The sequence below is a fragment of the Pseudoalteromonas sp. CR1 genome (genome assembly GCF_019392235.1).
In the GTDB taxonomy this organism is placed as follows: Bacteria; Pseudomonadota; Gammaproteobacteria; order Enterobacterales; family Alteromonadaceae; genus Pseudoalteromonas.
Genome location: NZ_JAHXRM010000003.1, coordinates 175,455 through 201,356 on the forward strand (window position 1 = coordinate 175,455; position 25,902 = coordinate 201,356).

Sequence of the window (25,902 nt, forward strand, 5' to 3'; positions counted from 1 at the left end):
TTAAATACGTGTTAATTATAATAACGGTATAGAAGCACTATGATCTTTAATTTTTCCTCATCTAAAACGTTAGTCGCATTGGCTGTTGCCTCAAGTGTTATGCTTGCGGGTTGTAGTGCAACTGCAAACACATCATCTAAAAATAATATTTCGGTAACAAATAAAGTTGAGGCGGTGGTAAGTACACCTGCCGATGTTGGCTCTGAAAAAATTACATTAAAACAAGCAATGGCTGATCCTGATTGGATAGGTAACCAACCTCAAAATGCTTTTTGGGGTACTGATTCAGCAACAATTATTTATGCTCAAAAGCAACAAGGTAACACCTTACATGATTTATTTAGCCAGTCATTAACGTCTCAAACAGCTGAACAAGTCGCATTGAGTAAGCTACATACACTGGGCGCTAGAAACGCAGTTTTTTCAAACAATAAAGCAATGCAAGCCTACGTGTTTAAAGGCAATGTGTTTGTTAAAAATGTAAAAACTGACACAATTCGCCAAGTAACCCATAGCTCGGTTAATGAATCCAATCCACAGTTTTTAAATGATGGCGCATTGGCTTATCGTCAAGGGAATGTGTTTTTTAAAGTCGATTTAGTGACGGGGTTAACGCAAGAAATTGCTAACTTAAAGCTTGCTGATAAACCAAAAGGAATTAGCGAGCCAAGTTCGTACATTGCAAAAGAACAACACAAACTTATTGAATATATTGCCCTTGAACACAAAAATAAAAAAGATAAGCACGCGCGTAATACACAAATAAACGAGCAAAATACCTCTATAGCGGATACAAGTTACTATTTAGGCAAAGGCAATAAAGTTGATAAAGTAGAACTTTCTCCAAACGGTGATGCGTTATTGGTGGTTGTGAAAAAGCAATCTAGCTGGCGCAGTGACACCGATATAATGCCACATTATGTGACTGATGACGCAACCATAGCCCCTAAAAAAGTTCGTCGTCGTATTGCTGATGCAACAGAAGAAACATCACAACTTATATACATAAATTTAAATGATAAAACACAAAACACGCTAGCGTTTGATACGCTGCCAGGTTTTGATGAAGATGTATTAGCCAGTGTCAAAAAAGAAAATTATGCACGACTAGGCAAAACCTATGAATCAAAAAAATCACCCCGCGCTATTAATTTGATCACTGGGTGGGGATTAGGTCAAAGCCCAATAGTGTGGAACAACGATGGTTCGCAAGTTGCTATTATGCTTGAAGCGTGGGACAACAAAGATCGCTGGATTGCAACCGTAGACTTTGAAAATAATACACTCGTGTCGCAGCATCGTTTACATGACGATGCATGGATTGCTTATGCATTTAATAATTTTGGCTGGTTAAATAACACAAATACTCTTTATTACCTTTCAGAAGAGTCAGGTTACAGCCAACTTTATAAAAAACCATTAAACGGTAAAGCCATTGCGTTAACTCAAGGTCAGTTTGAGGTATCAAACCCAACAGTTACAAGTGACGATTCTGCTATTTATTACAAAGCAAATGTTGAACACCCAGGCTTATACGAAATTTTTCGTGTAAATCCACAAACAGCTGTAAGTGAAAAAATTACTGATTTAAATGGCATGACCGACTACACGTTAAGCCCAGATGAAAGTAAATTATTGCTAGTACACTCTAAAATTACCATGCCTGCTGAGCTATATGTAACAGATGCTAAAGCTAATGCGACGGCAACACGTTTAACTAATACGGTATCTAACGCGTTTTTAGCTAAAAAATTAACGGCACCTAAAATAGTTGCAGTGCCATCAAGCCATACAGATCAGCCAATATACGCCAAGGTATACTACCCAGCTGATTACGTAGAAGGCGAAAGTGGTAAAACCCGTAAAGCGGTGATTTTTAATCACGGTGCAGGGTATTTACAAAACTCACACATGGGTTGGTCTGTTTACTTTAGAGAGTTTATGTTTCATTCGTTATTGGCTGATGAAGGTTACGTGGTAATGGATATGGATTATCGCGCATCTAAAGGGTATGGACGCGACTGGCGTGCAGCAATTTATCGCCAAATGGGCACGCCAGAAACACAAGATTTAGCGGATGGTGTTAAATGGATGGCTGAAAATGCTAACGTGGATACTAAGGCAGTAGGCACGTATGGCGGGTCTTATGGTGGCTTTATGACCTTTATGGCGTTATTTACGGCACCAGAGTTATTTCAATCAGGTGCAGCGCTTCGCCCGGTAACCGATTGGGCACACTATAATACAGCATATACGGGTAATATATTAAACCACCCAGATGTGGATCCCATTGCATACGAGCGCAGCTCACCTATTTACTTTGCTGAAGGGTTAAATAAGCCGTTATTAATAAATGCACCAATGGTAGACGATAACGTATTTTTTCAAGACTCAGTGCGTTTAGTACAGCGCTTAATTGAGCTTGAAAAAGAAAACTTTGAAACGGCTATCTTCCCCGTTGAACCGCATGGTTTTGTGCAGCCTTCAAGTTGGTTAGATGAATACCGCCGTATTTATAAGCTATTTAAAGAAACGCTTTAATCTTAAATTTTTAAATTTAAGTATAAAAAAACGCCGCGTTTACTAACGCGGCGTTTTTATTAATATTGGAAAGCCTAATCGTTATTTTTTAAGTATGCAATTGCCAAAGGTATGCCAAGCAGTGTGCCACCTATAGCACCTATTAAATGTGCATCTATTGCAACAGTAGAGTTTATTAACTTACCTATGTCGGCATTTGGACCGCTAAATTGCTCAAACGCTATTTTTACCCATACACCTATAAACAACAAATAACCCGACTTTAGCCCCAACGTGACATCTTTCACTGCCCCCCAAATAATTACACCGTGTAGTAGGGCGCTGAGCCCTGTATAAATATGTATATTAGGGCAAAACCAATAAACACCGAGTCCACACCAAAGAGCAAGCAAACATATATTAGTTGTATAATGTGTAGGTGTCGTATATTCGCCGTGCAATAGCCAAATTAGAAATATCCCCCCGCAATTTAAACCTAAATGTGCCCAATTAGCGTGCACAAACTGGCTGGTGAACACTCGCCATACTTCACCTTGTTCAACAAAGTTGCGGTTAAATTCAAGTAAATAATTTAAATCAAATGCAGCAAAAACAGTGCTAAAAAGTATCAGGCAAAGGGGCGGTAAAATATAACGAGGCTGAATAGGTAAATTAAGCATTTTATTGTATTTTTTAGTGTTAATTTTTGCATATTGTGCCTGTTTAACTTTAAGATGCCAATTACCCATTGTAATTAAGTGTTTTTAGTATTTTTTATGCATTTTAAACTTAACTCATTATTTGCTATTGGCTTAGGTGTTTTGTCTTTGCCGGTACTGTCAAAAGAGCCCACCAAAATAGAAGTTCGTGAACCAGAAGCCACTACCTCAATCAATGCTAAGCAAATTGTTAAAGGTGATAAATATATGGTGGCAGCAGCCAATCCGTATGCGTCACAAGCGGGGAGGCAAATATTAGCAAAAGGCGGCAGTGCCGTTGATGCAGCAATCGCCACTCAACTTATTTTAACGCTTGTTGAGCCACAATCATCGGGTATTGGTGGCGGTACATTTATGATGTACTACAACAAATCAAATAATAAGTTAACCAGCTTTGATGGACGAGAAACGGCCCCTAAAAATGCTGATGAGAACTTATTTTTAAATAAACATCGTAAAGCGGTTAAATGGATTGAAGCCGTTGTTGGCGGACGTTCTGTAGGTGTGCCAGGCGTGTTACATGCCTTTGCTAATGCGCATAAGCAATATGGCGTATTGCCTTGGGATGAGCTATTTAAACCCGCTATTAAACTTGCCCAAGAAGGTTTTGTGGTATCGCCTCGATTGCATGGTTTATTAGCGCGTCAATTAAATCCAGGTGTTATTAGTATGCCGGTGATACATGAATATTTTTACCCAAAAGGTAAACTCATTGAAGCGGGTAGCATTAAAAAAAACCAGCCGCTTGCTGATTTATACAAAGCCATCGCTCATAAAGGAATAGATGCGTTTTATAAAGGCGAAAATGCTAAACAAATAGTTAAAGCAGTGCAAAAATCAAAAATTGCACCCGGCACATTAACGCAGCAAGACCTAGCACATTATAAAAGCAAAGAGCGTGACGCGGTATGTATAAAATACCGCGTATACAATGTGTGTTCTATGGCACCACCTAGTAGTGGTGGTGTGGCTGTTTTGCAAATGTTAGGTTTACTAGAGCATACAAATATTTCGGCTCTAACACCTAATAGCGAACAGGCTGTTCATTACTTTAGCCAAGCGTCACGCATTGCGTTTGCCGATAGGAATGTATATATGGGTGACCCAGATTTTACTCAGGTACCTACACAAGAATTATTAAACAAAAACTACATTAAATCACGTGCAAAACTCATAACCGAAAAAGATCAGCAAGCGGTTGCTGGCAACCCTGTTAATTTTTTAAGTTACGCACAAGATGATTCGTATGAACTGCCTTCTACATCTCATGTATCTATTGTTGATAGCTTTGGTAATGCGGTATCAATGACCAGCTCAATTGAAATGGCATTTGGCTCAACGGTGATGGTTAATGGATATATTTTAAATAACCAACTCACTGACTTCTCACTTTCACCTCGTAAAAACGGCAAATTAGTTGCTAACCGTGTAGAGCCAGGCAAACGACCGCGTAGTTCTATGTCACCTGTTATGGTGTTTAATGAAGATGGCAGCTTACGTTTAGTTGTAGGGTCTCCCGGTGGCAGCCGTATTATTGATTACGTTGCTCAAGTCGTTGTTGGCGTTTTAGATTGGAACTTATCTGTGCAAGAGGCAATAAACCTGCCGCGTACGACTAATCGTAATGACTACACCAGTCTTGAAAAAGGCACCGCTCTTGAATCACTTGAACCAGCACTTTCTGCTCGAGGTCATAAAGTACGTGTGTTAGATCTAAACTCGGGTTTGCATGGCGTAGAAGTAAAAAATAATAAGCTGTATGGCGCAGCAGATCCGCGCCGCGAAGGCGTTGCGCTCTCTGATTTATCTGATAATAACGCCACTTTCAAATTTTAAATTATGTATAATACAAACACGACCTATGTGCGTGTTTGTATTCTCAATGGTCTGACAAGTACTATGTTCATTGCATTTAAATTCTGAGCATTGATAATGACAGATCATAACTTAAGACTCCATTAAAGCCTGGAAATATGACAACAAATACTGATCCTAATTACCTATATATTCATCACTCTGGCCCTGGCCTTATTGAAACGCCTTTACTGAATAAGGGCAGTGCATTTAGTAAAAAAGAGCGCGAAAACTTTAACCTTGCAGGTTTACTTCCCCCACGCTTTGAAACAATTGAAGAGCAAGTTGAGCGTTGTTATCAACAATATTCAAGCTTTACCGACAATCTTAATAAGCACATATATTTACGTGCAATTCAAGATAACAACGAAACGCTTTATTACCGCCTAGTGCGCGATCACCTTGAAGAAATGATGCCAATTATTTACACCCCAACGGTGGGCGATGCCTGTGAAAAGTTCTCCGATATTTATCGTAGCGCACGCGGTTTGTTTATTTCGTATGAAGATCGTTACCAAATTGACGATATTTTACGTAATGCGACAAAAGGTAAAGTAAAAGTAATAGTGGTAACTGATGGTGAGCGTATTTTAGGCTTAGGCGATCAGGGTATTGGTGGCATGGGTATTCCTATTGGTAAATTATCGCTTTACACCGCATGTGGGGGTATTAGCCCAGCATACACCTTACCTGTAATGCTTGATGTAGGTACCAATAACGAAAAACTGTTAAACGACCCAATGTACATGGGCGCACGCCATAAGCGTATTGCGCAAGACGAGTACGATGAGTTTTTAGATCTATTCATCAAAGCGGTTAAGCGCCGTTGGCCAAGTGTTTTACTTCAGTTTGAAGATTTTGCACAGCCTAATGCAATGCCACTTCTTAAGCGCTACCGTGAAGAAATTTGTAGCTTCAATGACGACATTCAAGGCACAGCGTCAGTCACGGTTGGCTCTTTATTAGCCGCCTGTCGTGTTAAAGGCTCAACATTAAGCCAACAAAAAGTGGTGTTTGTTGGGGCTGGCTCTGCCGGTTGTGGTATTGCTGAGCAAATTATTAGCCAAATGGTGTTTGAAGGTATCTCTGAAGAGCAAGCACGTAGCCAAGTATTTATGGTGGACCGTTTTGGTTTATTAACGAATGGAATGGAAGGTTTGCGAGATTTCCAGCAAGCTTTAGCACAGCCAACTAATGCGTTAAGTGATTGGACTTACAGCGGTGAATATGCGTCGCTACTGGATGTAATGCACTGTGCAAAACCAGATATATTGATTGGTGTATCGGGTCAGCCAGGTTTGTTTACAGAGCAAGTAATACGCGCAATGCATTCAACGTGTGAACAACCTATAATTTTCCCATTAAGTAATCCGTCTAAACAGGTAGAAGCACACCCGGAAGATGTAATTAAATGGACCGATGGTAAAGCATTAGTTGCAACAGGAAGCCCGTTTGATCCTGTTCAATACAATGGTGAAACTTACCCTATTCCACAGTGTAACAATAGTTATATTTTCCCTGGTATTGGTTTAGGCGTTATTGCTGCTAAAGCAACACGTATTACCGATGCTATGCTTAGCGTGTCGAGTGAAATGCTTGCTGAGTCTTCACCGCGTGCAAACAGCGGAAAAGGTAGTTTACTACCCGCGCTAACAGAAATTGAAACGCTAAGTAAACGCATTGCATTTGCTATTGCTAAAAAAGCGATAGAAGAGGGCGTAGCATTAGAAATTTCTGACGATGCTCTTTGGGCAGCAATAGATAAAAATTACTGGTTGCCAAAATACCGCAACTACAAACGTTGCAGTGTTTAATTACGGTACTCGTAATTTAAAGTAACTCAGGCTGTACGTTAAGTTACAGCTAATAACAAAAAACAGGCAATTGCCTGTTTTTTTGTGCTTGTTCATTTTTTGTTAACCACGTAGGCTCTTTAATAGAGTTAATTAAATACAATGGATAACGCTATGAAATCACTCACACTCTTTTTAGGCAGCGCTTTAGCTTTAACAGCTGTTAGCTTTAATACGCTTGCGGCCTCAACACCAAACGCCCCCCATATTTATGTTAAAGGTGAAGCAACCTTAACGACAATGCCAGACTATGTTCAACTAAGCGTTGGTATCACGGAAATTGATAAAAACCTAATTGCAGCTAAAAACAGAACAGATACCGCAATGGCTAAAGCAATTAAGCTCGTTAAGGAAGTGGGTGTAAAGGAAGGGGATATTAATGCAGGCCATATTTCAATAAATCGTGAAAGCCAGTATAACCGCACATCGGGGTCGCAAGAATTCAAAGGCTTCAGAGTGTCGCGCACACTTACCTTAAAACTAAGTGATATAAAAAAATACCCAGAGCTATTACAAAGCTTAGTAAACAACGGGATTAACGAAATTAATCACACACAATTTTTAGCAAGTAATTACAACGAGCTTCATAAAAAAGCGCAAAAGCTTGCTATTAAAGATGCCCGCGATGCAGCAAAAGAGTTTAGTGAAGATTACGGGGTGGAACTTAAAGGGCTTTATACAGCTTCGCTTAGCCCAATGAATGTAACATCTCAGCCTTATATGCGCGCCGAGCAAACAATGATGAAAGCAGATAGTACACCAGGTAACTTTGTACCCGATGCCTACCATGCCGGAGAAATAAAAGTGACTGCTTCAAGCTATGCAATATACTTTATAGAGTAACTATATTAACGGTCGCTAAAATTGTGATTAATCTTGGTGGCGCTCAAAACGCGCCACTAATTTCTCACCTTGTTGCTCACTTATTCGGGTAATAGAATTAAGCATATTTTTAATTTCGCGCCTGTCGTACTCATTCGTCACTTGCTCATTAATGTCATCGACTATGGCGTTTAAGTAGTTAAACAAACTATTGCGCGCATCTTCATCGTCATGAGCCACAAACAAAATGTTTTTAAACGCTTCAAGTACGTTAGTCATTACATAAGCATCGCTTTTAGCGTAATTACGCAGTGGCGTAAAATTATCGTGTAATAGCTCATCAAAACTTGTTTCGTGTATAAATAACAGCGGTTCGTTATCTGTGTGCTTAAACGAGTAATTTATGTCGCTTATTTCAAGGCGCTTAATAAGCAAAATACTCAGCATATCAATAGATTTAACCGCAGTTCCCGGATCGTTTATCCCTGGGCTCATTGCTTTAACTGCTATTTCAGAAATTTGCGTTAAGCCATAACGATAATGGTCGCTAATATACTCTTCTATATAAAAAATAAAGCAATCTAAAATTTTAGCTATTAGCGCGTCATTGGCTGATATGTCTTTATCGCACTTTAAAAACGGATACCCTTTAACTGTAAAGTAACCTTGATTTACAGAGATATAAATACGGATGTTTTCTTGCTCTAAAAGCGCACACAGTTTGTCGGTGTGAACGCCTTTGTAATAACCCTCTGTTGTACTTTTAATTGAATGCCACTGCGTAAAATCTGGAAAGTCATTAAAAGGACACTCTGCTTGCCTAGTTTGTATGCTTTTTATCTCTGCTTTGGTTTGTCTAAACAAGCCATTTAAAACGTTATCAACCTGTATTGCTTTAGAAATAGAGTGGATAAAAAATACAAATAACCCCAGCGATATCAAACCAAATACGAGTGCAAATAAAACCCCCAAAGAGGGGATAGCTGTATCGCCACCTTCAAGCTTATTAATATTTATAAGCATAATAATTGAGTAAACTATGCTACCTAAATAAAAGCCAAGCACCATTTGGTGAGATTTACGGGTAATAAGTCCAGGCACAACACGTGGCGATAAACTTGCACTAGCGGAGTTTAAAACCACCATAACCATAGAAAAACTAAACACGGTAAGCGATATAATACTGCCCGCAAGGGTACTTAAAATGGTACGTGCGTTTTCAGCACTATCAACTAAAACCACCGATATAAATGATTTTATTTGTTCAACCGGCGCTACATATTCAAGCGACATAGTAATAATGGCAAACAGTAAAAAACCAATCGAAAATAACGAGGGATAAAAACCAATACTGTTTATCATTTCACGATAACTATCGGCTACTTTACGAGGTACAAACATAAAATCCTTATGTGAGCTTAAAATCTATTTAACTACATTAGCATAGTTGAGCACTAAACTTCTGATAATGCTTATCAAAATATATGTTATTATTCCAAATTAAAATTACGTGGCTAACGGCTAATGTAATATTCAAATAATAAATGACAGGAATACACTGTGATCATTTCAACTTATGCTGCTTTACTTGCGTTTTATTACATTTACCTGAGCTTTAATGTAATTAAAGTGCGTAAAAAAGAGCAAATATCACTCGGTGATAACGGTAATGTTAAACTACAGCGTGCAGTTCGCGCTCATGCAAATTTTATGGAATATGTACCTTTTACAATTATTTTGCTTTTTTTAGCTGAATACCAAGGCCTCGCTAGCCATTACTGCAACATATTGGGTGCCGCGCTGTTAATAGGGCGCGTGTTTCATAATTTAGGCATAGTAGAGGCAAAATTAAAGTATCGTCAAATAGGTGCTGTAGCCACATTTTTAGTCATGGTTATTAGCGCATTTATACTGCTTGTTACCCGTAATAGCTAAATGAGTAAACTATTTATAATCGGCCTTCCGCGTACTGGCACAACAAGTGTGTGCCATGCGTTTTTAGAACTGAGTATTGCAACGGCGCATACTGCCTACACACAAACGTGTTTTAAAAATGCAACGGCGATCGCCGACACCCCCATATTTAACGACTACCAAGTACTTGATAAGCACTACCCAGATTCTAAATTTATTTACCTAGAGCGCGAACTAAGTGCATGGTTACCTTCTATTAAACAGCTTTTAACGCGTATGCATACTAATTTAACGCGCGGCGATGGTGGTTTTAATATTCATATAAAGCGCTGTTATTTAAATACCTTTAGTGAAATGTCGCTTGAAAATATTAACGATGATAGTTATTTAGTAAATTGTTACACCAGCCATTTTGAATCAGCCAAGCGCTACTTTAAACACCGCCCGCAAGATTTTTTATCTATTGATATAGCTAAACCTGCAAGTTATAAAGCACTGTGTGATTTTTTAGAATTAACAAGCGATAAAACAGGTTTTGAAAAAATGAATATGGGCGGAAAAGTCACTGCGTGGAATGATATAAAGCACGCCTTAAAAATAGAGTCGACAGCGAAAGGGCGTATAGATAAACATTTGCCTTATCAGATTTAATTTTAGCGACTCCATCAAGATTTTTAATACAAAATACGCTAAAATCCTCGCATTATTTTTTAAGTAGTACTTATTATGTTTGAATTAAAATACCATACTCCATTTGAATGGACCGAAGCGGTACTTGCCGACTTTAATACCTTTTTACAAGATCACGCTGCTGCAGAAAAAAAAGCATCGGGCATGGCTATTTCTATGCTTTCGCACTATCCAGACAAGCGTAAACTTGTTAAAGCGATGACAGACCTAGCGCTTGAAGAACTAATACATTTTAAACAAGTACTTAAACTATTAACTGAACGCGATACAACGCTAGGTGATGACCAAAAAGACCCGTACATAAAACAAATTCGCGCTTTATTTAGACACGGTCGTGATGGTTTTTTAATGGATAGGTTATTAGTGGGCGGCGTAATTGAAGCTCGTGGGCATGAGCGTTTTTCATTAGTTGCCCAAGCATTACCAGCTGGTAAAGAAAAAGATTTTTATGTGGCCATTGCTAAATCAGAAGAAAAACATAAAAACCTTTTTGTTGAATTAGCTTACGAATACTTTGATAAAGAAGAAGTAGACGTACGCTTGGAAGAATTACTAATTGCTGAAGCTGAAATTTGTAAAAGCATCCCATTTACAGCCGCACTGCATTAACTATATTTTATGTAATCACAAAACGCAGGCATTTGCCTGCGTTTTTTTTGTTTGTAAGTTAAGATCTAAGTCAAACGCGTTAATAGATATAATAGGGGGCTTAGCGCATTTTTATTAAGCGATTAAATAGAACTAAAGTTTTAACATTAAAACATAATGATTAAGTCTTAAATGCATGATTTCTATTTAACTTATTGAATATATTTATAAATTTACATATATCTGTAACAAAGGCTTGTTAGTTTTTTATCCTCATTTATACAGGATAAAACAACAATGAAAGCATTATTAAAAATATCATTAACCGTATCAAGCTTATTTATCGCTTCAACAGCCGATGCAGCAAATTGCTTAGAAGGTTGCCCAACAGGATTAAATAACGGCAAAACGATTGAACGTAGTATTTATACCCTAAAAAATAATCGTTATACCAAATTTGCAGACTGGGTAGCATACCAAGTTACACCCGATACAATGAGTGGCCCATCAAGATCAAGAAGTTGGAAAGCAGACCCAGATTTATATTCACATTACACACTTGAACCCAGTGATTACACAGATGCATACGCAACAATTAATACCGACCGAGGGCATCAGGTACCATTAGCATCTTTTAGTAATACAGCTGATTGGCGTTTAACAAATTTGCTTTCTAATATCACACCTCAATCTTCTGCATTAAACCAAGGTCCATGGGTTAGGCTTGAAACTGCTGTAAGAAATCATGTTGAGGATGGTAATAACCTTTATGTAGTAACAGGCCCAATGTACGAATATTACTTTGCAGATTTACCGCGTGCTAACGAAAACCACACAATACCCAGTGGTTATTTTAAAATCGTAATGAAAAAATCTGGTAGCACTATTAAAGTATCAGCATTTATTATGCAGCAAACTGCAGGCCGCAGAGACAATTTCTGTAACACCCAAGTCAGTATTGATGAAGTTGAGAGTAGAACTGGAATTAATGTATTACCTAATTTAACGAGTAATCAGGCGCAAACGATAGAGTCATCTTTATTTGGTTTATCAAACGAGCTAGGGTGTAACTAAAAACTCATTAAGGTTAGCGGTATATTGGATACCGCTAATTACCACTTGAAACCAAATTATAGTTAAATAGAGCGTTATATACGTTAAATAGGTAAGTACTTTACCTTACTAACTAAGTAAATTAACCTATTTAACATAATATAAATTATAGGAAGTAATATATTAAATAATAAGAGCGCATAATTGCACTCTTACTATGTCCAATACTAGACGGTATCGGACATTATATGGTTTTATTTAACTTAAATCTTTTTAAATAAATAGCCTATGTATTAATTGTTTAATCAATACTAAGTAAGCGTTCTGCTGTGTATTCGTTCGTTATTAAACCACTAATCATATTAGATCTCACTGCACCTAATATTGCCAACACTTTTTCTTCACCTGCAGCTATAGCATAAATTTGTTTGTTTTCATTGGTTACTAATGGCGTGCTGGCAACGCGTTGGTTTACAGTGCAATCTAATAATTGACCATTTTTATCGTAAACCCAACTTATCATTTCTCCAACGGCACCTAAGCCTTGCAGTTCTTTTAATTCTTCTGCGTCAACAAACCCATCTATATGTAATGGTGACTTTTCACCTAAGCTACCAATGCCAACAAAGGTTACGTCTGCATTTTTAGCGAGTTTTAAATTGGCTGTTATATTATGTTGTGCATGGAGTTGGTTTTTTTCTTCAATACTACGCGGTAAAACTGGTAGTGGCATTGGATAATGTTTTGCATTAGTGTGTTCGGCCATTCTTACAACAACATCATAAGGCGAAGCTGAACCATCTAACGCCATGTTACCTAACATAGCAACTATTTTATGTTGTGGGCAATCAAGTGTTGGTAGTTCATCAACAACAGCTCGCAAAACTCTGCCGGTTCCCATCGCTAATACTTTAGGTGTTTCTGATTTCAAATGACGTTGTATTTCTGCTGCGCCAGCTTGTGCCAAGCCGACTGTCGACGAAGGCTCTGAAGGATCGCTTGGTACAACTTCACACGAAACTAAACCAAATCGACTTTTTAACTTTTGCGCTAAATCCATGCATTTGGCAATGGGATGATCAAGTCTTACTTTTATTAATCCTTGGCTAACTGATAAAGCCACCATTCGTTGTGCTGATTGACGCGATACATTAAGCTTTTTTGCTATTTCATCTTGGGTTTTCCCCGCAACGTAATACAACCACCCTGCTCTTGCTGCATCATCGAGCTTTCTAATTTCTGTGTTCGATAACTTTGCCACTTAAACCTCTTTTATTTAAGGAATAACATTTATTTTTATAATTTAAAGGCTTAAACCTACGACTTTAATATAAATATATCATTTATTTATATAATGCCGAAGTCAATAATATGAAATAACGGATGCCTTATACTATATTCATAGTACAAGGCATTGGTAAGCCTACAATTTAGTTGTTAACTTTAATAGTATTCCCATTAGTATCAAACGTGTGCACTTTATTTTTTTGTGCAGTTAAAAATACCGAATCGCCGTATTGTAGCGGACAATCACCATCGGCTTTAACTGTTACAGTGGTGCCATTTGTCAGTGTTACGTGTAAAAAACTTTCTGATCCTAAGTGCTCAATTACTCCAACTTTACCTGCCCATGTGCCTGTATCTTGTGAAATTATAAAGTGCTCTGGCCGAACACCTAAGCTTTTTGTTTCGTTAGTCTCGGTGTTTGGAACCTCAATAAAATTCATTTTTGGTGAACCAATAAAACCTGCAACAAATTTATTTACTGGGTGTTGATAAAGCTCTAATGGAGTGCCGACTTGCTCAATAATGCCACCATTAAATACAGCAATTCTGTCGGCCATTGTCATGGCTTCAACTTGATCATGTGTTACATAAATCATTGTAGTAGCTAAGCTTTTATGTAACTCTGAAATTTCAAGACGCATATTTACACGCAATGAAGCGTCAAGATTTGATAATGGTTCATCAAATAAAAATGCCGATGGTTGTCTAACTATTGCACGCCCTATTGCTACACGTTGACGCTGCCCCCCCGATAACTGGCCCGGTTTACGGTCTAAATAATCTGTTAAATTAAGAATTTTAGCGGCATTTGCAATTTTAGACTCTATTTCAGCTGGACTCACTTTTGCACGTTTTAGTGGAAAAGCAATGTTATTACGCACGCTCATATGCGGGTATAACGCATAAGATTGAAATACCATCGCCAAGCCTCTTTTGGCTGGCGGTGTATGTGTTGCATCTTGCCCGTCTATCTCTATATTGCCGCTTGTAGTGTCTTCAAGCCCAGCAATCATGCGTAGTAATGTTGATTTACCACAACCAGATGGCCCAACAAATACAATAAATTCACCATCTTTAATTTCTAAATCTAACGGTTTAATAACGTTTACGTCATCAAAGTTTTTAGTTACTTGTTTTAGTGTGATGCTGCCCATGTGTGTTCTCCTACTTTACTGCGCCGAAGCTTAAGCCACGTACTAATTGTTTTTGACTAAACCAACCAAGAATTAAAATTGGCACAATGGCCATAGCAGATGCTGCCGATAATTTGGCGTAAAATAACCCTTCTGGGCTTGAATAACTGGCAATAAATGCGGTTAAAGGTGCAGCATTTGCTGCTGTTAAAATCAGGGTCCAAAATGCTTCGTTCCACGATAAAATAACGTTTAATAATAGTGTTGAGGCAATCCCAGGCAAGGCTATAGGTAATAGCACGTGGAATATTTCTTCGCCAATAGTTGCACCATCCATGCGTGATGCTTCTAAAATTTCACCGGGTATTTCTCTAAAATAGGTATAAAGCATCCACACCATAATGGGTAAATTTATTAGGGTCATCACAATAACTAAACCTAATTTTGTATCGAGCAAACCAAAGTCTCTGAATAAAAGGTAAATAGGTATTAACACCCCTACTGGCGGAAGCATTTTGGTAGAAAGCATCCACATTAAAAGGTTTTTCGTTTTTTTACTTTGTACAAAAGCCATAGACCATGCTGCTGGCACAGCAATTAATAAACCGACTAAACTTGACCCTAATGAAATAACAACCGAGTTCCAAAAATGAGTAAAGTATGGTGATCTCGACAGCACATCTGAGTAGTTTATAAGCGTCCACTCGAATGCAAATAGAGTGGGTGTGGCTGAAATAGCTTCAGATTCTGTTTTAAAACTAGTGATTAACGTCCATAAAATTGGGAAGAAAATCATTGAGCTAACAGTCCATGCAGCTATGGTATAAATAAGTGTTGAACGTGTGTTATTTTTAATACTCATTCTTACCCCTCCAAGTTTTTGCCAATTAAGCGCATTAAAAATATGGCGACTATATTTGCAATGATCACGGCAACAATGCCACCTGCCGAACCACCGCCTACATCAAACTGCAGTAATGATTGGGTATAAATTAAATAGGTAATGTTTGTCGATGAGTAACCTGGGCCACCGCTTGTTGTAACCAATATTTCAGCAAATATAGAAAGTAAAAATATAGTTTCTATTAATATAACCGCTGTAACAGCGCGTGATAAATGCGGTAAAACAATATAGAAAAATTTGCTAAAAGGACCTGCGCCATCTAAATCTGCCGCTTCTAATTGTTCGCGGTCAAGTGATTGAATCGCCGTAAGCAAAATAAGTGCAGCAAAAGGTAACCACTGCCAAGAGACAATGATAATGATTGAGAACAGCGGCATTTGGGCAAAAAAATCTATTGGCTCGAACCCTAACCACATAGCAAAGTGAGCAAATAAACCATTAACAGGGTTCATAAGCATATTTTTCCAGACTAATGCAGATACCGTAGGCATAACAAAAAATGGCGCAAGTACCATAATGCGAACATAGTTACGGCCCCATATTGCTTGATCTAATAAAATAGCCAAACCTATGCCACCGCAAATGGTAATTAACAGAACGCCAGTTACTAAATACAGCGTGTTAAAGAAAGATTCAAAAAATGCCGGGTCGGTAAGAAAAAACTCATAGTTTAAAAATCCTACAAATTCTTTATCACCCGGAACTAATAAATTGTAATCAATGAATGAAAAATACAATGTCATACACAGCGGAACAATCATCCAAGCGAGTAACAATGTTACGCTAGGAAGAAGCATGAACCGAGCAAGCGTACGCGAGTTAGTTGTTGCCATAACGGTGACCTTTAAAAAGCCAATTCTATTTACTAACTATTAAGTGAAAATCAGAAACCCTTAATAATATATTTAAGAACATAAGTAGAATTGGCATAAAATATAGGGCAAGTTGAGAGCTTGCCCACCATATGTGATATTACTTAGGGTAGCGTGCTTTACGCATTGCTCTTTCTACTAAACGCTGAGACGAGTTTAACGCTTGTTTAACGGTCATTTGCTCAGTTAAAGCGGCTGAAAATTGTTGCCCTACTGCTGTTCCTATCCCTTGAAACTCAGGAATAGCAACAAACTGAATACCAACATAAGGAACTGGTTTTACGGTTGGGTTTTTCGGATCGGCTGTTTGAATAGAATCAAGCGTAATTTGTGCAAATGGTGCGGCTTCAATATACTGCTGATTGTTATATAGAGATTTACGTGTACCTGGCGGTACTTTTGCCCAGCCTTTTTTATCGGCTACAAGTTGTGTGTATTCTTTAGATGTTGCCCAGCTGATAAATTTCATTGCAGCATTCTGTTTTTTACTGCTTGAAGGAATAGCGAGTGTCCAAGACCATAACCAATTGCCGCGTTTACCTAAGCCGTTATCTGGTGCGAGTGCAAATCCTACTTTATCCGCTACTTCAGAGTCTTTTTTATTCGTTACAAAAGCACCGGCTACGGTCGCATCAATCCAAATACCACACTTACCAGTTTGAAATAACGCTAGGTTTTCGTTAAATCCATTCGCTGATGAACCCGCAGGACCCGATTCATTCATAACATCAACATAGTATTGCAGTGTTGCTTCCCACTCTGGAGTATTAAATTGAGGCTTCCAGTTTTCATCAAACCAACGTGCACCAAAAGAGTTTGCCATTGAAGTAATAAGAGCTATGTTTTCACCCCATCCTGCTTTACCTCTTAAACACAATCCATAAACACCGTCTTCTTTGTTTGTCATGGCTTTAGCCGCTTTGCGGATAAAATCCCAAGACGGTGCTTTCGGCATTGTTAAACCGGCTTTTTTCATCAAATCAGTGCGATACATTACCATTGAGCTTTCACCATAAAAAGGAGCAGCGTATAACTTATCGTTTACGGTAAGCCCACTTCGAATAGCGGGTATTAAATCATCTAAATCGTAATTTTTACCTAGGTTATCTAACTCTGTTAACCAGTTTTGTTTGCCCCAAATTGGTACTTCATAAGTACCGATGGTCATAACATCGTACTGCCCCCCTTTTGTGGCAACGTCGGTTGTTACTCGCTGGCGAAGTATATTTTCTTCAAGTGTTACCCACTTTAAGTCGATATCAGGGTGTTGGCTTGTGAACTCGCTACTCAGTTCTTTCATGGTGATCATGTCACCATTATTCACAGTGGCTATTGTAATAGTTTCTTTAGCGTACGCGTTGCTCATTGCCATGATGCCGCAGGCAAGCATTAATAATTTGTTTTTCATCGTAAATACCTTATTTGTCACGTTAAATAGTGTGCTTGTACCTAATTAACAGATTAAACTAGTTGAATTAAGTACAAAGCCACTGAATAAAAGTTAAAACTTAACTGAAATCTCAGATGTGAAACCGTGAAAACCTGCGCCTATTTGGCCAGCAGAATTAACGCCCTCTTCTTGATTTACATATTCAACTTTTAATAACGTCTTATCGTTAAACCAGTACCCTGCAGCAACTTGAATACGCTCTACTGTATTGTCTGTTTGCGCTATTAATTCAGATGTGTTTTCTGCTTCTGAATAACGAGCTGCTACATATAACTGTTTAGGAATAAGGTATTGTTGTGCTTCAAACACAAAATATTCTACTGATGTATCGCCTTTTATCACACTGTTTGAATCGTACGTTGTGCCATTAGCGTCGGCTACGCCATCGGTACCAAAGTATGTAATTCCTGCAACTGCATTGCCCGCTGCATCTGCAAATGTGTAATCATCTGATGATTTACCAACCATGAACACTAGGCTTGTTTCATCAGATGGTTGGTATGCTAGGTTTAGCTGTACTATTGACTGCTCAAGTCCAGGCATTGCGCCTACATGCGTGTCACGCTCATTTGATGGTGAGGCAGAAAAGTTATAGTTTTCACCATCGCCAAAACGATAGTTTGTTGTAGTTACTCCATCTAAACTAGCTACGCCATTTTCAAAATTCAATTGGTCGCCTTGATTGGCTTTGAAAAAATTTAAACCAGCTTTGAAGCCACCTTCAAATTCCAAAGTACCTTGAAGACGATAATTATAACCACGGTCTTGCTGAAACGCTTCGCCAAAACTAGAAGTTGTTATATGACCCGCAACATTATATGAACGAAGCATACCGCTATCGTATGTTTTAGTGTAACTAAGCTGCGCGCCGTTCTCCGCAGTTGCGTAGTCGGTTATGCCATTACCAATGAGTGCATTACCTTGGTTATCTGCACCATCTTGAAAGCCTTTAAACTGAAATGGCGCTGCACCAATATTGCCTAATCTAAGCGTTAGATTTTCATCATCTTTTGGTGTGCCATATAAGCCAAGTAAATCAAACTCTACACCTGCAAAGTCATTATGAAATGAAAAGTCTCGATCGCCACCACCAAAATCATTTGGTTCTTCAGCTATATCTATATCGGCCGTGATAAACTCATTAATGTGAAATTTAAGCTGTAAATTTGCTCTTATACGCCCAAAACCAGACTCTTGTACTTCATCTTCTGGACGAAATGCACCGTCTTTAGCTTGAATAGACTGAAAGTTTTGCATTAATAGAAAATCAACATCAATGCGGTCTAAATAGTCAGACATGTCAGCGTGTGCCGGCATAGATGAAGCCATAGCGGCAGTTAAAAGTGAAATTGCGAATTTTGTATTTTTGTTTTTTAACATAATAAGCTCTTCGTTTGTGTAGTGTTTAGTGTGAGTGTGTAGAAAAGCCATGCGAGCATTAAGTTAATTTACTGTAACAAATTTCACTAATGGGCATAAGCTCAACTGGTGAGCATAATCACAGAATGAAATTAATAGGTCAACGGTTTTTTATTACAAAACATTTACAAATTTAAAATTGTTAATTAAATGTATTTATATCAATAGTTTGTGTAATAAAATTAATAAGTGAAAAAAGTATGATTAAACATGTTTTTAAATTTAATGACGATAAAGGTAGGAATATAGTATTGATTTTATACGGGTTGTTAATACTTTTTATATGCAGGGCCTAGGGTCTGTTGTTTTTTGCGGATTAAAAATCGTTCAAACTGGGGCTGTTTAATGGTGGCGCGAGCTTTGTAACCAAGTGGGCTCGATAACTACTTCTGTGTTATGGTCAATTTATGGGTAATCCCCACACCTTTTAGACTCTAACTTGCCTGAATACCAAATAGACTGATGAGATTAAATCTTGAAAGATCAACAGACCCTCATTATTAAACACATATAGTTTGATTAAAGTAGTGTTATAGAGTGATTTTTTGTGCAACATTCTTGAGGTTATGTAAGCCTTAGCTTAATATTAAAATACTTGAGAAGTATTAAAAGAAGTAACTTACATATGGAATTTGTTCGCCCACTAGAGCCTATCCTCATCATTGACGATGTAAAAGAAATTCGAGATTATCTAAATCAAATTTTAACCGAACTGGGTTATGAAGACATTTTAGAAAGCACTGATTTTAGCTCTGCAAAACCGGTTATCGATAAAAAATCCCCTAATGTTATATTTTTAGATGTGGATTTACCCGACTCTGATGGGACTGATATTTTAGAATTTATTAATATAACCTACCCTCACGCTCATGTAGTTATGTGCTCTGGACATAACAGTTTGGAAAATGTACAGAATACATGGGAGCTAGGGGCTAAAGGATTTATAGCAAAACCTTTTAATGCCAAAAAAGTAGACACAGTAATGAAACGTCTCGAACTCATAGAATAATAAAAGGTTAGCATGCAAAGCACCGTTACCGCGATCATAGACGACTTATCAAATGTTATTTTTGGAAAACAAAAGCAGATAAAATTAGCGCTTACTTGCCTGTTTAGTCAAGGCCACTTATTAATTGAAGATTTACCCGGTATGGGCAAAACAACATTGTCGCATGGGTTAGCTACTGTACTTGGCTTATCTTACCAACGTATTCAATTTACCAGCGACCTGTTACCTGCAGATATACTTGGAACAAATGTTTTTAATAGTAATGAACATAGTTTTACTTTTCATAAAGGCCCTATTTTTAGCCAAGTTGTATTAGCTGATGAAATAAATCGTGCCGGTCCTAAAACACAAAGTGCTTTACTCGAAGCGATGGAAGAACAACAAGTCACGGTTGATGGTAAAAAGTATAACCTCCCCGATCCATTTTTTGTTATTGCTACCCAAAATCCACTTTATCAGTCAGGTACATACCCGCTACCAGAATCACAATTGGATCGTTTTATGATGCGTATTAGCTTGGGCTTTCCAACAAAAGAAGCAGAAAAACGTTTAATTTTAAATTTACAAAAACGTGACTATAGCCAATTACCTAAGCGAATTGATGAACAACAATTAAAACAAATTCAAACACAAATTAACGGTGTAACACTGAGTATACCTATTGTTGATTACATTATTGAATTGGTAAACTTTACGAGAAACAGTCATTCATTTGCGGCTTCATTATCACCTCGTGCAAGTATTGCATTAGCCAAAGCCGCTAAATCATGGGCGTATATAGATGGCCGTGACTTTGTAATTCCTGAAGATGTGCAGGCGGTGTTTTCAAGTGTTTGCCTACACCGTTTGGGATTGCATAGCGACTCGGGCGAAGCTCAAGTAAGAGAGCTGTTACAAGCAGTGCCGGTTCCGGTATAGCCTTTATGCCAGCTAAAAAAGCAAAACGAGTTAGTTTATTTACATCTTTTAAACGGATAATTTTTGAAAAGTTTCTAAAAAACAAACACCTTAAAAATTCTATTACGCTTGAACACAATACAATTTATGTACTGCCGTCTTCCTTAGGGTGGTATTTTGTTATTGTTGCTATTTTAAATTTTGTAATGGGTATTAACTATCAAAATAATTTAATTTTGGTAATGTCTTATTTAATGTTTGTAGTCATTGTACTGGCTGTTTTTATGGGGTACAGCAACGCAAAAGGGTTAACAGTTACTTTTGATAAAGTATTGCCGAGTTTTTCCCCACAAAAACCAATTTTAAAATTGAGTTTACAAAGTTACTCTATATGTCAGTCGGTTTCTATTACCTACAACAATGAATTAAAAGCACATACTCATTACGATACAATTTCAAATAAGTCGATTAGTAGTAGTTTGCCACTTCCTTATGAAAACCGAGGCTGTTATGAACTCCAACGAATAAAAATAGCCAGTAATTATCCTTTTGGTTTGGTAACTGTGTGGAGCTACTTACAAATACAAACTAAAACCTATGTTTACCCAGCCCACGAATATGTGCTTAGTGATGCGCATATTTCTTCGCAAGACGAATACGCACAAAATGGAATGGCAAAAAAGCCTGGTACAGAAGAATTCGAAAACCTATTAATTCATCAGCCTGAAATGGGCTTAAACAGAATATCTTGGAAGCACTATGCCAAAACCAAACAATTATTAGTAAAAGACTTTGTTGATTTTAAAACAACGAATGCATTATTTGATTTTAATCTAATGACTGGCGCCACTGAGCAACGTTTAAGTCAGCTATGTTATTTAGTGTGTGAAGCCACTGAACACAACACCCCTTTCATGTTAAAATTGCCAAACACATTAATTAACATCAACACTGGGCAAGCGCATAAGCAACAATGTTTAGAAAGCTTAAGTTCTTTTGCTGGTGATAATAATGATTGAACTTAAAAACGAAAAAGTAATTAATTTATCGTTATGTTTTATTTACGCCTGCTTAGTTATATTTTTTACATCCCACTTGCCGCTTCCATTTATTAGTGTGTTGGCTGGGTTATGCCTTTGGAATGCATTTATAACAGGAAAAAACATAGCAAAGCCTAATGCATGGCTGGCAAATATACTTGCCGCAGGCGCATTGGCCTTAATGGTATTTACAATCGGAATGTCCGATACTGTAATACTGTTTGTTGCTATGCTTTTGTTATCAAGTTTATTTAAATTACTACAAGCAAAAAACAAAAAGCACTATCATGTTATAACCACACTGACGTTTTTCTCTTTGTCTTCTGTTTATTTATTTAGCCAAACAATAGTAACTACGTTAACGGTAAGTGGCTTATATATATTAAACTTTGCTGTTCTTGGACTACTTGAGTCTAAACATAATCTAAAAATAAGCGCTAAACAAAGCTCAAAATTGTTATTAATGGCATTACCGCTGGCCATATTTCTACTTTTGTTTTTACCAAAAATGCCTGCTTTTTGGCAGTTGCCCGGCCCAAAACTAGCTAAAACTGGACTTTCTGAACAAGTCGACCCTTTTGACATTGCAAAATTATCTAATTCAGATGAACTTGTTTTTAGAGCAACGTTTAGTAAACAACCTCCTCTAACGCCTTACTATTGGCGTGCAATTATTCATGATGAATTTAATGGTAATGCATGGCTTACGTCTGACTTTTTAAAATATAATAATCAACAATCAAATCAAAATTTAGCAACCGAGCAAAACACGCCTATTGCCAACTACTCAGTCATTGCAGAGCCTGCAACACAAAAGTGGCTTTATGGATTAACCTACTCAACTAGTAACAGTAAAAATGTAGACGCTAATGCGCTTGGTTTGCTCAGAAAACAAAGTTATCAAGCCAAAAGCCTGCAATACAATGTAGCAAGCTATCAATTTTCAGTGAGTCCCCTCAATGAGTTTGAGCAAAACAGGTACACTTATTTAGGCTTTAAGCAAAATATTAAAACTAATAAACTTGCCATGCAGTTAAAAGAGCAAGTAAGCAATGAACAAACATTTTATAACGCGTTACTTAATTACTTTGTAGAGCAAAATTTCACCTATACGTTAACCCCTACCCCAATGTCGGGCAATAACACTCTTGATCAATTTTTATTTGAAAATAAACGTGGCTTTTGCGGTCATTATGCCAGTGCTGCTGCGTATATATTTAGATCTGCAGGTATTCCTGCTCGTGTAGTGAGTGGTTATTTAGGTGGTGAATATAATAACGACAACAATACGCTCACTGTTCGCCAATACGACGCCCATGCTTGGGTAGAAGTTTATTTACAAAATAAAGGCTGGACTATTTTTGATGCCACGGCGGTTGTTGCTCCAGAGCGATTAAATGGATCGCTTTCTCAAAACCAAGAGTTAAACGAAGAGTTTAAAAATAATTTAGACTTTGGCTTAGTCAGCTTAAGTAACTTTGCCGCAATAAACTGGTTAAGGCTGGAACTCGAGCAATTAGATTATCAATGGTCAAGCTGGGTACTTGGTTTTGATCAAGAAAAACAAAATGATTTTTTAAAGTCGCTATTCGGTAATAAAACAAGTTGGTTGGTTCCGTTGTTTGTATTAATAACCGCAGCACTCTGTTTTGCTGTTTATTTTATTTACTTAAACTGGCCAAAAACAAAAACGGCTAAACTGCCACCCATTGTTAAAGCGTATAACGAGATTTTGCATTGGGGAAATAAAAAAAATATTACATCGACCGACTCTCTCAGTCCATCACAACAACTTGAGTTTATGGCAAAGAAAAAGCCAAGCGCCTCTAAAGAGCTAATAGAATTTAAACATTTGTTTGAAAACAGTCGCTATGCTAACAAACCATTTACCAAAGAGCGCAAAACTCAAGCTAAAGATCTGATAAAATTAATTAAAAGTTCAAAATAGAGAAAACTATGAATGCTGTTGTTGTTGGCGTTATTTTAATGCTTGCGCTTACCTTAGTTCGTGTCAATGTGATTGTGGCAATGACTTTATCCGCTATAGTGGCAGGATTAACTGCTGGCTTAGGAATAAAACAAAGTTTAGATGCGTTTAATTCAGGTTTATCCGCAGGCGCAGAAATTGCACTGAGCTATGCCATGTTAGGCGCGTTTGCAGTGGCAATATCAAAGTCTGGACTAACTCGCATATTGGCTGAAAAACTCTTAGCCAAGGTTGATGCCAAGAGTGAAGGAAGCCAAACATTATTGAGTTATTTTATTTTGATGATTATTTTAGCCTGCGCTATCTCTTCACAAAACTTAGTGCCTGTTCACATAGCATTTATCCCTATTTTAATTCCGCCTTTATTAGTTGTATTTAATAAATTAAAACTGGATAGACGCGCTATTGCATGCATTTTAACATTTGGTTTAGCAACGTCTTACATGGTGTTGCCATATGGCTTTGGTGGGATATATTTATACTCGATTTTACATAAAAATCTTATAGATAATGGACTTGAAATTGTAAATACCAGTGTACCCATCGCAATGCTTATTCCCGCGTTAGGTATGTTTATTGGCCTACTGATTGCTGTGTTTGTCACGTATAAAAAGCAACGACATTATACAGCGAGCACGATGAATAATCAGAGCAAAGCTGAGCCTATCAAAAATCCTAAAAAGGTAATGGTGGTTGGGTTATTCGCTGTGCTCACTTCATTAATTGCACAAAATATTAGTGGTTCAATGATACTTGGCGGCTTGGTAGGTGTCATGATATTTAGCCTATTTGGTATTGTTAAATGGGAAGAAAATGGCGACGTATTTAGCAAAGGCGTTGCCATGATTGGTTTTATTATGATATCGGCCCAAGGCTTTGCATCGGTTATGCAAGCGACGGGTGATGTACAAAGCTTAGTTAACAGCGGCGCAAATTTATTTGATGGAAATAAACCCATTGCCGCGGCGGTAATTTTATTAGTAGGTTTGCTAATCACAATGGGAATCGGTAGTTCTTTTTCAACGGTACCAATTATTGCAACTTTATTTGTTCCCTTGTGTTTAGAACTTGGCTTTTCAGTGATGGCAACTGCTGCACTTGTAGGGACTGCTGGCGCTTTAGGCGATGCAGGCTCTCCTGCTTCTGACTCTACACTTGGACCCACCTCTGGTTTAAACGCTGATGGTCTGCATGATCATATTTGGGATTCGGTTGTGCCAACCTTTTTACACTTTAATATTCCATTATTAATATTCGGCTGGATTGCAGCAATGGTACTTTAATCATTATAAATCATTCATATAGGGTTTATTTCTTAATAAGCCCTCTTACCTGGTTATTAGTTACCCTATTAACATAGCCAATGCAAAGATAACATTAAAACAAAATTTAGTATGATGTGTTCTTTATGTGTAAAATAATAAGCACCTTAATAGATGCTTATCTTTATTTATAGCTTTTACTTAAACCCGTTAATCATTTTATCGCATACTACGGGGGTTGGCCTATGATTATCATCTACAGCTACAAACGTAAAACTACCACTTATTGCTGAGTGTTTATCATCTTTATGCATTGTTTCTAACAGTATGTCTACGTCTACTTTTAAACTCGTATTACCAACATGCACTACTTTAGCTATTAGTTCAGCAAAAGTACCTGCAGGAATAGCTTCTTTAAAATCTACCCTATCAGACGAAATAGTAACCAAAGGCTTGCGGCAAAAACGAGTAGCAGCAATAAATGCAACTTCGTCCATCCATGCTAATGCATCACCACCAAACAATGTATTGTGGTGATTAGTGCGCCCTGGAAACACTGTTTTTGTAACTGATGTAGTTGAATCTTTTATACGCTGAGCAATAATTGCATCGCGATTTACGTCTGTCAT

At 37.6% G+C, this 25,902-nt stretch carries 22 protein-coding genes; 13 read left to right on the forward strand and 9 right to left on the reverse strand.

The genetic code is table 11. The features are described from left to right. The first annotated feature begins 39 nt into the window (after window positions 1-39). Window positions 40-2,541 (forward strand): prolyl oligopeptidase family serine peptidase, encoded by a 2,502-nt coding sequence (locus tag KZZ04_RS04940; protein ID WP_219422012.1) that lies wholly within the window; start codon window positions 40-42, stop codon window positions 2,539-2,541. A gap of 74 nt (window positions 2,542-2,615) precedes the next feature. On the opposite strand, the gene rrtA is transcribed toward KZZ04_RS04940, so the two are convergent. Then, a complete protein-coding gene (gene rrtA / locus KZZ04_RS04945; RefSeq protein WP_219422052.1) occupies window positions 2,616-3,200 on the reverse strand; it encodes a rhombosortase in 585 nt (194 codons plus the stop codon). A gap of 96 nt (window positions 3,201-3,296) precedes the next feature. On the opposite strand from rrtA, the gene ggt reads away from it, so the two are divergent. The 3 genes from ggt (at window position 3,297) to KZZ04_RS04960 (ending at window position 7,789) form a co-directional block, all read left to right on the forward strand. Next, entirely contained in the window at window positions 3,297-5,075 is a 1,779-nt protein-coding gene (ggt, locus tag KZZ04_RS04950) for a gamma-glutamyltransferase (RefSeq protein WP_138527646.1), read from the forward strand. A gap of 137 nt (window positions 5,076-5,212) precedes the next feature. Continuing rightward, window positions 5,213-6,907, forward strand: a complete 1,695-nt coding sequence (locus KZZ04_RS04955; RefSeq protein ID WP_058404018.1) for an NAD-dependent malic enzyme — start codon at window positions 5,213-5,215, stop codon at window positions 6,905-6,907. A gap of 153 nt (window positions 6,908-7,060) precedes the next feature. Next, window positions 7,061-7,789 (forward strand): SIMPL domain-containing protein, encoded by a 729-nt coding sequence (locus KZZ04_RS04960; protein ID WP_219422013.1) that lies wholly within the window; start codon window positions 7,061-7,063, stop codon window positions 7,787-7,789. A gap of 27 nt (window positions 7,790-7,816) precedes the next feature. Here KZZ04_RS04960 and KZZ04_RS04965 read toward each other — a convergent pair whose 3' ends face one another. Continuing rightward, window positions 7,817-9,169, reverse strand: coding sequence for a DUF2254 domain-containing protein (locus KZZ04_RS04965; protein WP_219422014.1), 1,353 nt, complete (start codon window positions 9,167-9,169; stop codon window positions 7,817-7,819). Window positions 9,170-9,328: 159 nt separating this feature from the next. Here KZZ04_RS04965 and KZZ04_RS04970 point away from each other — a divergent pair, with 159 nt between their 5' ends. The 4 genes from KZZ04_RS04970 to KZZ04_RS04985 all read left to right on the forward strand — a co-directional run bounded on the left by KZZ04_RS04970 (window position 9,329) and on the right by KZZ04_RS04985 (window position 12,034). Beyond that, entirely contained in the window at window positions 9,329-9,703 is a 375-nt protein-coding gene (locus tag KZZ04_RS04970) for an MAPEG family protein (protein ID WP_058551958.1), read from the forward strand. After that, complete coding sequence (locus KZZ04_RS04975) at window positions 9,704-10,333, forward strand: sulfotransferase (protein WP_058404014.1); 630 nt, start codon at window positions 9,704-9,706, stop codon at window positions 10,331-10,333. 75 nt (window positions 10,334-10,408) lie between these two features. Continuing rightward, entirely contained in the window at window positions 10,409-10,981 is a 573-nt protein-coding gene (locus KZZ04_RS04980; protein ID WP_138527656.1) for a tRNA-(ms[2]io[6]A)-hydroxylase, read from the forward strand. 276 nt (window positions 10,982-11,257) lie between these two features. After that, on the forward strand, window positions 11,258-12,034 hold the full coding sequence (locus tag KZZ04_RS04985) for a DNA/RNA non-specific endonuclease (RefSeq protein ID WP_058404012.1): 777 nt from the start codon (window positions 11,258-11,260) through the stop codon (window positions 12,032-12,034). Between the two features lie 280 nt (window positions 12,035-12,314). Here the strand turns inward: KZZ04_RS04985 and KZZ04_RS04990 are convergent, their stop codons facing one another. From KZZ04_RS04990 to KZZ04_RS05015, 6 genes are all read right to left on the reverse strand, one after another. Then, window positions 12,315-13,274 (reverse strand): sugar-binding transcriptional regulator, encoded by a 960-nt coding sequence (locus KZZ04_RS04990; RefSeq protein ID WP_058404011.1) that lies wholly within the window; start codon window positions 13,272-13,274, stop codon window positions 12,315-12,317. A 169-nt stretch (window positions 13,275-13,443) separates the two neighbouring features. Then, window positions 13,444-14,454: an ABC transporter ATP-binding protein gene (locus KZZ04_RS04995; protein WP_219422015.1), complete on the reverse strand. Its 1,011-nt coding sequence runs from the start codon at window positions 14,452-14,454 to the stop codon at window positions 13,444-13,446. A gap of 10 nt (window positions 14,455-14,464) precedes the next feature. Beyond that, the gene (locus KZZ04_RS05000) at window positions 14,465-15,295 is read right to left on the reverse strand and encodes a carbohydrate ABC transporter permease (RefSeq protein ID WP_219422016.1); all 831 of its coding nucleotides are present in this window, start codon (window positions 15,293-15,295) and stop codon (window positions 14,465-14,467) included. 2 nt (window positions 15,296-15,297) lie between these two features. After that, window positions 15,298-16,170 carry a carbohydrate ABC transporter permease gene (locus KZZ04_RS05005; RefSeq protein ID WP_219422017.1) on the reverse strand — a complete coding sequence of 291 codons (873 nt, stop codon included), beginning with the start codon at window positions 16,168-16,170 and terminating at the stop codon, window positions 15,298-15,300. A 139-nt stretch (window positions 16,171-16,309) separates the two neighbouring features. Beyond that, window positions 16,310-17,617: a sugar ABC transporter substrate-binding protein gene (locus KZZ04_RS05010; RefSeq protein ID WP_219422018.1), complete on the reverse strand. Its 1,308-nt coding sequence runs from the start codon at window positions 17,615-17,617 to the stop codon at window positions 16,310-16,312. A gap of 93 nt (window positions 17,618-17,710) precedes the next feature. Then, window positions 17,711-19,039, reverse strand: coding sequence for a hypothetical protein (locus KZZ04_RS05015; protein ID WP_219422019.1), 1,329 nt, complete (start codon window positions 19,037-19,039; stop codon window positions 17,711-17,713). 664 nt (window positions 19,040-19,703) lie between these two features. Here KZZ04_RS05015 and KZZ04_RS05020 point away from each other — a divergent pair. Genes KZZ04_RS05020 through KZZ04_RS05040 form a run of 5 tightly spaced genes read left to right on the forward strand, consistent with a single transcriptional unit; the run spans window position 19,704 to window position 25,294 of the window. Further along, entirely contained in the window at window positions 19,704-20,087 is a 384-nt protein-coding gene (locus KZZ04_RS05020) for a response regulator (protein ID WP_058404006.1), read from the forward strand. Between the two features lie 12 nt (window positions 20,088-20,099). Continuing rightward, a complete protein-coding gene (locus KZZ04_RS05025) occupies window positions 20,100-21,005 on the forward strand; it encodes a MoxR family ATPase (protein WP_058404005.1) in 906 nt (301 codons plus the stop codon). Window positions 21,006-21,010: 5 nt separating this feature from the next. Next, window positions 21,011-22,003: a DUF58 domain-containing protein gene (locus KZZ04_RS05030; RefSeq protein ID WP_219422020.1), complete on the forward strand. Its 993-nt coding sequence runs from the start codon at window positions 21,011-21,013 to the stop codon at window positions 22,001-22,003. After that, window positions 21,996-23,972 (forward strand): DUF3488 and transglutaminase-like domain-containing protein, encoded by a 1,977-nt coding sequence (locus KZZ04_RS05035; RefSeq protein ID WP_219422021.1) that lies wholly within the window; start codon window positions 21,996-21,998, stop codon window positions 23,970-23,972. Before KZZ04_RS05030 ends, KZZ04_RS05035 begins: the two co-directional genes overlap by 8 nt. 8 nt (window positions 23,973-23,980) lie before the next feature. Then, entirely contained in the window at window positions 23,981-25,294 is a 1,314-nt protein-coding gene (locus KZZ04_RS05040) for a Na+/H+ antiporter family protein (RefSeq protein WP_219422022.1), read from the forward strand. 176 nt (window positions 25,295-25,470) lie between these two features. Here the strand turns inward: KZZ04_RS05040 and KZZ04_RS05045 are convergent, their stop codons facing one another. Beyond that, window positions 25,471-25,902, reverse strand: a complete 432-nt coding sequence (locus KZZ04_RS05045) for an acyl-CoA thioesterase (RefSeq protein WP_058404001.1) — start codon at window positions 25,900-25,902, stop codon at window positions 25,471-25,473.